General features: G+C 35.6%; 6 protein-coding genes and 1 other annotated feature. Of the genes, 4 read left to right on the top strand and 2 right to left on the bottom strand.

Going from position 1 to position 6887, the window contains the following annotated elements; translation table 11 throughout:
- Positions 1-276: 276 nt before the first annotated feature.
- Positions 277-687 carry a DUF1761 domain-containing protein gene (locus tag EZV73_RS14100; protein WP_240840980.1) on the top strand — a complete coding sequence of 137 codons (411 nt, stop codon included), beginning with the start codon at positions 277-279 and terminating at the stop codon, positions 685-687.
- A gap of 129 nt (positions 688-816) precedes the next feature.
- Complete coding sequence (locus EZV73_RS14095; protein WP_240840979.1) at positions 817-1815, top strand: hypothetical protein; 999 nt, start codon at positions 817-819, stop codon at positions 1813-1815.
- Positions 1816-1823: 8 nt separating this feature from the next.
- On the opposite strand, the gene EZV73_RS14090 is transcribed toward EZV73_RS14095, so the two are convergent.
- Entirely contained in the window at positions 1824-3026 is a 1203-nt protein-coding gene (locus EZV73_RS14090) for an aldo/keto reductase (RefSeq protein WP_240840978.1), read from the bottom strand.
- Positions 3027-3217: 191 nt separating this feature from the next.
- Positions 3218-3409: a binding site (T-box leader), on the top strand.
- Positions 3410-3448: 39 nt separating this feature from the next.
- Here EZV73_RS14090 and serS point away from each other — a divergent pair.
- Positions 3449-4732, top strand: coding sequence for a serine--tRNA ligase (gene serS / locus EZV73_RS14085; RefSeq protein ID WP_240840977.1), 1284 nt, complete (start codon positions 3449-3451; stop codon positions 4730-4732).
- A gap of 34 nt (positions 4733-4766) precedes the next feature.
- Here serS and bamE read toward each other — a convergent pair whose 3' ends face one another.
- Positions 4767-5927, bottom strand: coding sequence for an outer membrane protein assembly factor BamE (gene bamE, locus EZV73_RS14080; protein WP_240840976.1), 1161 nt, complete (start codon positions 5925-5927; stop codon positions 4767-4769).
- A 338-nt stretch (positions 5928-6265) separates the two neighbouring features.
- Between bamE and EZV73_RS14075 the strand changes: the two genes are divergently transcribed.
- Entirely contained in the window at positions 6266-6829 is a 564-nt protein-coding gene (locus tag EZV73_RS14075) for an HD domain-containing protein (protein WP_240840975.1), read from the top strand.
- Positions 6830-6887: the final 58 nt, after the last annotated feature.

Genomic DNA, 6887 nt, shown 5'->3' with positions numbered 1-6887 from the left:
GTTTCATCAGTAATTTGTTTTAATTTCTCATTCTTGTTATAATTCATTTGAAGCCTCCTTCTTAATAAGCTCTGGTTAGTTTAGTCACTACCATTATAACCTATTAAGTTGTGAGGTTTCTTTATTTAACTATATCGCAAGAAGCTCCAATCTTTTTCCTATTCCATTATAACCACTAATTTTAGATAGATACATACTTTTACATGAAATAACCTTTATAGAACATGAATGTTTCTAAGTTCACTAAATGGGTAGAAGTAAACTGAGGTGATAAAAATGACATTTAGTGTAAATATAATAGGGCTCATTATTGGAATGATCCTCAATATGGTTTTAGGTATGTTATGGTACTCTCCGCTTCTTTTCGCTAAGCCATGGATGAAAGAATCTGGCGTGACTCAGGAGGATGTAGATAATCCAGAAGGTATGGGCAAGGTCTATGGTATGACTGGCTTAACAGCCCTGATTACTTCCTATGTTATCGGTTTTCTAATTACCAACCTAAATATTACATCCATTTTTACTGGTATCTTGTTCGCCATCATCTTATGGTTAGGTACAGACCTTTCAAGCCTCGTTAAAAACTGGGGCTTCGAGAACAGAACCATCAAACTTGGCATCATCAATCATGGCTATGATCTTGCTGTATACATCCTAATTACTATTGTTTTTGTTCTCTTTAAGTAATGATTTAAAACGCCACAGCCATGTGGTGTTTTAAATGTATTAATATACCATTAAATAAAATATTATTTTCCCTATATTTAACAGAAAACGGTATTTATGTGCTAATATTTTATTAGATAGGGGGCTTCAATGTTTGATAATCTTGATGTAAAAAAGTATCTCAAAACACATTCAATACTGATTTTTTTCTTTGTCATGGTTATTATAGGATTTTTACTTACAGACAAAAACCTTGGTTTTCTTGTAAAGGATATGTCTAATCTCTTGATCATGACACTTCTTTTAAGTCTTGCCTTAATCATGCCAATCAAGGCTGGCATGGGTTTTAACTTTGCCATCATCACCGGATGTATAGCTGGTCAATTAGGTCTTATATTTGCGATAAACGCAGAACTTACCGGAATGGGCTTAATGATAGTCACACTTCTGATGACATGTCTTTTTACTTTGCTCTTAGGCCTATTAAATGGTTTTATACTCAGTAAGGCTGATGACCATACCATGATTGCTTCTTATTTTTTAGGAACAGCTTCTGGCATATTTTATAGCTTTATTGTCTTCGGTCTACTTGGGACAATCATAAGAGTATCACCAGACTTATTGTTTCCAGACGATCAAAACATTCGCTCAACTCTTGATATAAAAAATCTTTTTCCAGGTAACTACGTTCTTATCATGCTGGTATTTGCAATAGCCGTAATGGCTATAATACACTTTACTGAAAAGTCAAATAGACTTGATCAGTTTATATCAAGCAAATCAACTACTTATATAAAAACATCTGCTTTTACCCTTTCAATTTTTATTGCAGCCTTGGGTCAGATTTTTTACTTGATGAACTCAAAATATATCATCATTTCCTATCCAAACACTGGCCTATGGAGTATGGGGGCACTCTCTATAATAATTGGAGGCGGCACTTATAAGAAAGCCAATTTAAGCCACGTTCTTATAGGCAGTATCTTAATCGTTGTCTATAGAGTCGTGACCATACCTGCTCTAACTGCTTTCTTTTCCAATCAAGTGATTAACGTTATAGGCAATCTTATAACAAGCTTGGTACTCTTAAGCGTTTTTATACACAAGGACACATCCAAAAACAGACTAGTAGAAAAGGAGACTTCATAAGAAGCCTCCTATTTTTTGCGTCTATTCATAACCCTTGCTGCCACATTCATACCGAATCTTACCACGGGTATATTAAGATCCTTATGGGCATTTTTAAGCTCGTCTCTGATCTTGATGGTTTGAGGACAGTGATGTTCACACTTACCGCAATCAGTACACAGATCAGCACCTACTTTTTCTCCACTCGTAACCCCTGCAGCTCTTGCTATATACATAAACTGTCCTTGTCTACCACCAAAGAAATACTTGTCATTGTAAGATGCAAAAGTCCCTGGTATATCCACACCAAATGGACAAGGCATACAGTAGTTACAGCCTGTACAAGGTACCTTCATCAGAGATCTATAAATCTCTTTAACGTCATCTACAACCTTGATTTCCTCATCAGACATAGAGTTTGGATGGGTTTCACTCGCTACCCTAATGTTCTCTTTTATGTGTTCGTCTACATTCATACCACTTAAGACAACTGATACTTTTTCATGGTTCCAAATCCATCTAAGAGCCCAGTAGGCTGCAGACCTGCTTTTATCAAACTCATGGAAACGCTCTATAGCCTTATCGGGTGCCTTAGCAGCCAGGTTACCACCTCTTAAAGGCTCCATAACAACAACGCCAATACCAAGTTCATCTGCCCTGTTAAGACCTTCTAAACCTGCTTGATTGTACTCGTCTAAATAATTAAATTGAATCTGACAGAAATCCCATGGATAATCTTCTAAGATCTTGATAAACTCCTCTTGTTTGCCGTGAAAAGAAAAACCAATATGTCTGATCTGACCACTTTTTTTCTTCTCTTCAATAAAATCTAATATACCTAGTTTCTTAAGTTTTTCCCAAGACTCCATAGTTTCTAACATATGCATCAAATAATAATCGATGTAATGTGTATCTAGTCTCTCTAGTTGAGTATAAAAATACTTTTCGATTTGTTCTTGTCTGTTGACTAAAAATGCTGGTAGCTTATCTGCTATGTAAACCTTGTCCCTTATGTTGTTTTTCTTGATAAACTTACCTAATACAACTTCACTTCTTCCTCCATGATAAGGATAAGCAGTGTCGTAGTAATTAACACCTTCATTGTAAGCATAAAGCATTTGCTCTAAAGCTTTTTCCTCATCGATTCGATTCCCTTTTGTAGGAAATCTCATACATCCATAACCTAATACTGATAATTCTTCACTGCCCTTAATTAAACTTCTATATTGCATACAGACCTCACTTATATAAATAACACTGTGTTTCTTATATAAGTTTAATACTTAAATGACACTATGTCAATTAAATATCAAAACTTTATTCATTAATAAGATACCTTCAATAAAGTGCGTAAATCAAAAAATTCCTGTAAGTATGCTAGAATAACTTGAAAGAAGCTAAAATCTATGTTAAAGTATGAAAAAATGATGCTTTGAAGAGGCCATAATAAAGTCACTTTGTTTAGAGAGTCAGCGCTTGGTGAAAGCTGTCCAAATACTTTATGATCTACCTCTGAGCTTGTAATTAACCTTACACGTTTCACATTCGTTATCATGTGACTAGAGTGGATACATTGTATCAATTTGGGTGGCAACGCGAATCTTTCGTCCCATTGTGGGAGAGGGATTTTTTTGATTTTTGAAAGGAGTATGACATGATTGATATTAATTTAATTAGACATGAAGCTGATCGAGTTAAAGAAAACATGAAAAAGAAATTCCAAGATGACAAACTAGGTTTGGTAGACGACATCTTAGAACTTGACGTAAAAAGAAGAGAGACCATCACACAGGTAGATGATTTAAGAGCAAGCAGAAATTCTCTTTCTAAGCAAATTGGTAAGCTTATGGGTCAAGGTAAAAAAGAAGAAGCTGAAGAAGTTAAAAAGCAAGTTGCAGCAAACGCTAAGAAGTTAGCTGAGTTAGAAGCACTTGGTAAAGAATACGATGAAAAAGTAAATGAAATCATGATGAAGATCCCTAACATCATCGATGATTCAGTGCCAATTGGTAAAGACGATACAGAAAACGTAGAGCTTGAAAAATATGGTGAGCCAGTTGTACCAGCATATGAAATTCCTTACCACATTGACATTATGAAGTCATTTGATGGTGTGGACTTAGAAGCTTCTGGTAAAGTATCGGGTAATGGTTTCTACTACTTGATGGGCGATGTGGCTAGACTTCATTCTGCGTTATTATCTTATGCAAGAGACTTTATGATCGACAGAGGTTTTACGTATGTTATCCCTCCATATATGATCAGAAGTGATGTTGTTAAGGGTGTTATGTCATTTGCAGAAATGGATGCTATGATGTACAAAATCGAAGGTGAAGACTTATACCTAATCGGTACAAGTGAGCACTCAATGATCGGTAAATACATTGACTCTATTGTACAGGAAGAAACTTTACCACATACATTAACTTCTTACTCTCCATGTTTCAGAAAAGAAAAAGGTGCACACGGTATCGAGGAGAGAGGTGTTTATAGAATCCACCAATTCGAAAAACAAGAAATGGTTGTTTTATGTATGCCTGAGGAAGCTATGGATTGGTACAACAAGTTATGGCAAAACACTGTAGACTTCTTTGTTTCATTAGAGGTACCAGTTAGAACATTAGAATGTTGTTCTGGTGACTTAGCAGACTTAAAAGTAAAGTCTGTAGACATTGAAGCATGGTCTCCTAGACAACAAAAGTACTTTGAAGTTGGTTCATGTTCTAACTTAGGTGATGCACAAGCCAGAAGACTTAAGATTCGTCGTAAGGGTGATTCAGGTAAAGGTTTTGTTCATACACTTAACAACACAGTGGTTGCACCACCTAGAATGCTGATTGCTTTCTTAGAAAACCATTTACAAGCTGATGGTTCTGTAACAATTCCAAAAGCTTTACAACCTTATATGGGCTTTAAAGAAGCTATGTTACCTAAATAAAAATATATACCGACTGTAAAACAGTCGGTATTTTTTATCCAAATCTTTCAATTTCTTTTTTTATATCACCGATGTTTTTCCAGGATAAAACATGGTGGTTGTCATCAAAGTAGACGGCCGCATTGCCATAATGCCATGTAAAAGGCTCTCTTTCAAAAATACTTGTTGGTGAACCCAGTCTATTTAAAACAACTTCTTCACTGGCTCCTATGATGACGTCTTCACATTCCTTGTGCCCTCTTTTCATGCCTCTATCAAAGTCATGGAACATATTCCTCCATTCTATAACATGGCCCATTTTAAAGAGTATATGAGATGATTTGTAATGCCATAAGTCTGGTGCCAGTTCTGAAATAGTATCAGGACTACCAAATATATCTAAGACCTGGTCTTTGGTCATGCCAATTCTAACAAAATCCTTATACAAGGGTTTTTTCATGCCTAAATCGATTTGTCCAAACATGTTCTTCCACTCTACCAGAAGGTGGTTCTTAAACTTTAGATGAGAGGACTCATACTTCCAAACATCTTTGTTGGAAGCCAAAATAGACGTCGGAGAACCTAATAAGGCAAGTACTTCTTTTTCAGTCATGCCAATTTGTAGATAATCATCACTCTCTTCAGGTTTTTTCATGCCATGGTCCATCTGATTATATAGGTTTTTCCATTCTATAACCAAGTCATCTCTAAACTTGATATAAGAACCCTGGTAGTGCCATATATCAGGATTTATGGCAAGGATCACAGTCGGTGAACCAAGTGCCTTTAAGACAGCTTCTTTTGTCAAACCAAGTCTTACAAAGTCCACCCCATCAAGAGGTGGGATCATCCCATGATCCATCTGGTTATAAAGGTTTTTCCACTCTATAACAATGCCATCTCTAAACTTTATATGAGAAGCCTCATAACGCCATTCTGGTTGTCTAGAATGAATGACAGTTGTTGGTGAGCCCATGGCTTCTAGAACTTGATCCATGGTTGAACCTAAGAAGAAAGTCTTATCATTTGGCATATAAAGCCTCATACCATCATTAAGTTCACCAAACATGTTTTTCCATGCTACAACCTTTTGATCAGCATCTAGCTTAAAATAAGACGTCCCATAAGTCCACATGTTGGCGTCTATTCTAGACGGCTGACCTAAAAGTCTTTGTAAAACACTTTTATCTGAACCTATATGAATATAGTCTTTCATTAAAATCCCTCCTCATTAACTATATACCCAGATATTCAATCCTAAATATTAAACAAAAAAATAAAAACTACCTGTTGGTTAGGTAGTCTTTGGGGCTAGTATTAGAGAGGCTTTCTCTAATGAGGTATGAAGGGGTCATTCATAACTTGTTTATATTCTAACACCTCTGTGCAGATAAAACATAAAAAAGCTCTTTATTTTATCTATTCTTGATATATTATGAGAATCTAAAATAATATGTACATATATAAAGAAAATATAAATCACCAAATATTCTGATAAGTCTTGTTATCTTCAGCATTTTCAACTATTATATTAAAAAAGATGTGGAGGTAATTATGACAAGAGAACAAGGCTTAGAACTATTAAAACAACATGTAGAAACAGATAGAGTGATGAGACACTCTTTGGCCGTAGAAGCAGCTATGAGGGCTTATGCAAAACATTTTAATGAAGATGTAGAAAGATGGGGACTGCTCGGTCTTTTACACGACATAGATTTTGAAAAGTATCCGGAAGTTCATCCACACAAGGCACCAGAACTTTTAAAGGACTTCACAGACGATCAGACCTTTGTTGATGCCATCCTATCTCATGGTGATGATATGGGTATCCCTAGAGACAACAATGAAAAGAAATGTTTACATGCCGTAGATGAAATGGCAAGCTTTATTATTGCAATCGCTCTTATGCGCCCTACTCGACTTGAAGGCTTAAAGGGCAAGTCTGTTAAGAAGAAAATGAAAGATAAGGCCTTTGCTAAAGCTGTTAACCGTGAAGAACTAACTTCTTCAAGAGAAGACTTGGGCATTGAGTTTAACGACCATATAGACATTATTGTTGGTGGTTTGGTTGAACATGAAGCTTTCTTAAATGAATCAGGCATTTCCATGTTAAGTTAACCTATTGTTTTCAATAGGTTTTTTTTATACTTAAGAAGTCTAGTATCGATATTTACTA

The sequence above is a fragment of the Acidaminobacter sp. JC074 genome, from assembly GCF_022496765.1.
Taxonomy (GTDB): Bacteria; Bacillota; Clostridia; order Peptostreptococcales; family Acidaminobacteraceae; genus JABXKX01.
The sequence above is the reverse complement of the archived record's forward strand: the minus strand, read 5'-3'. Positions and strand labels throughout refer to the sequence as shown.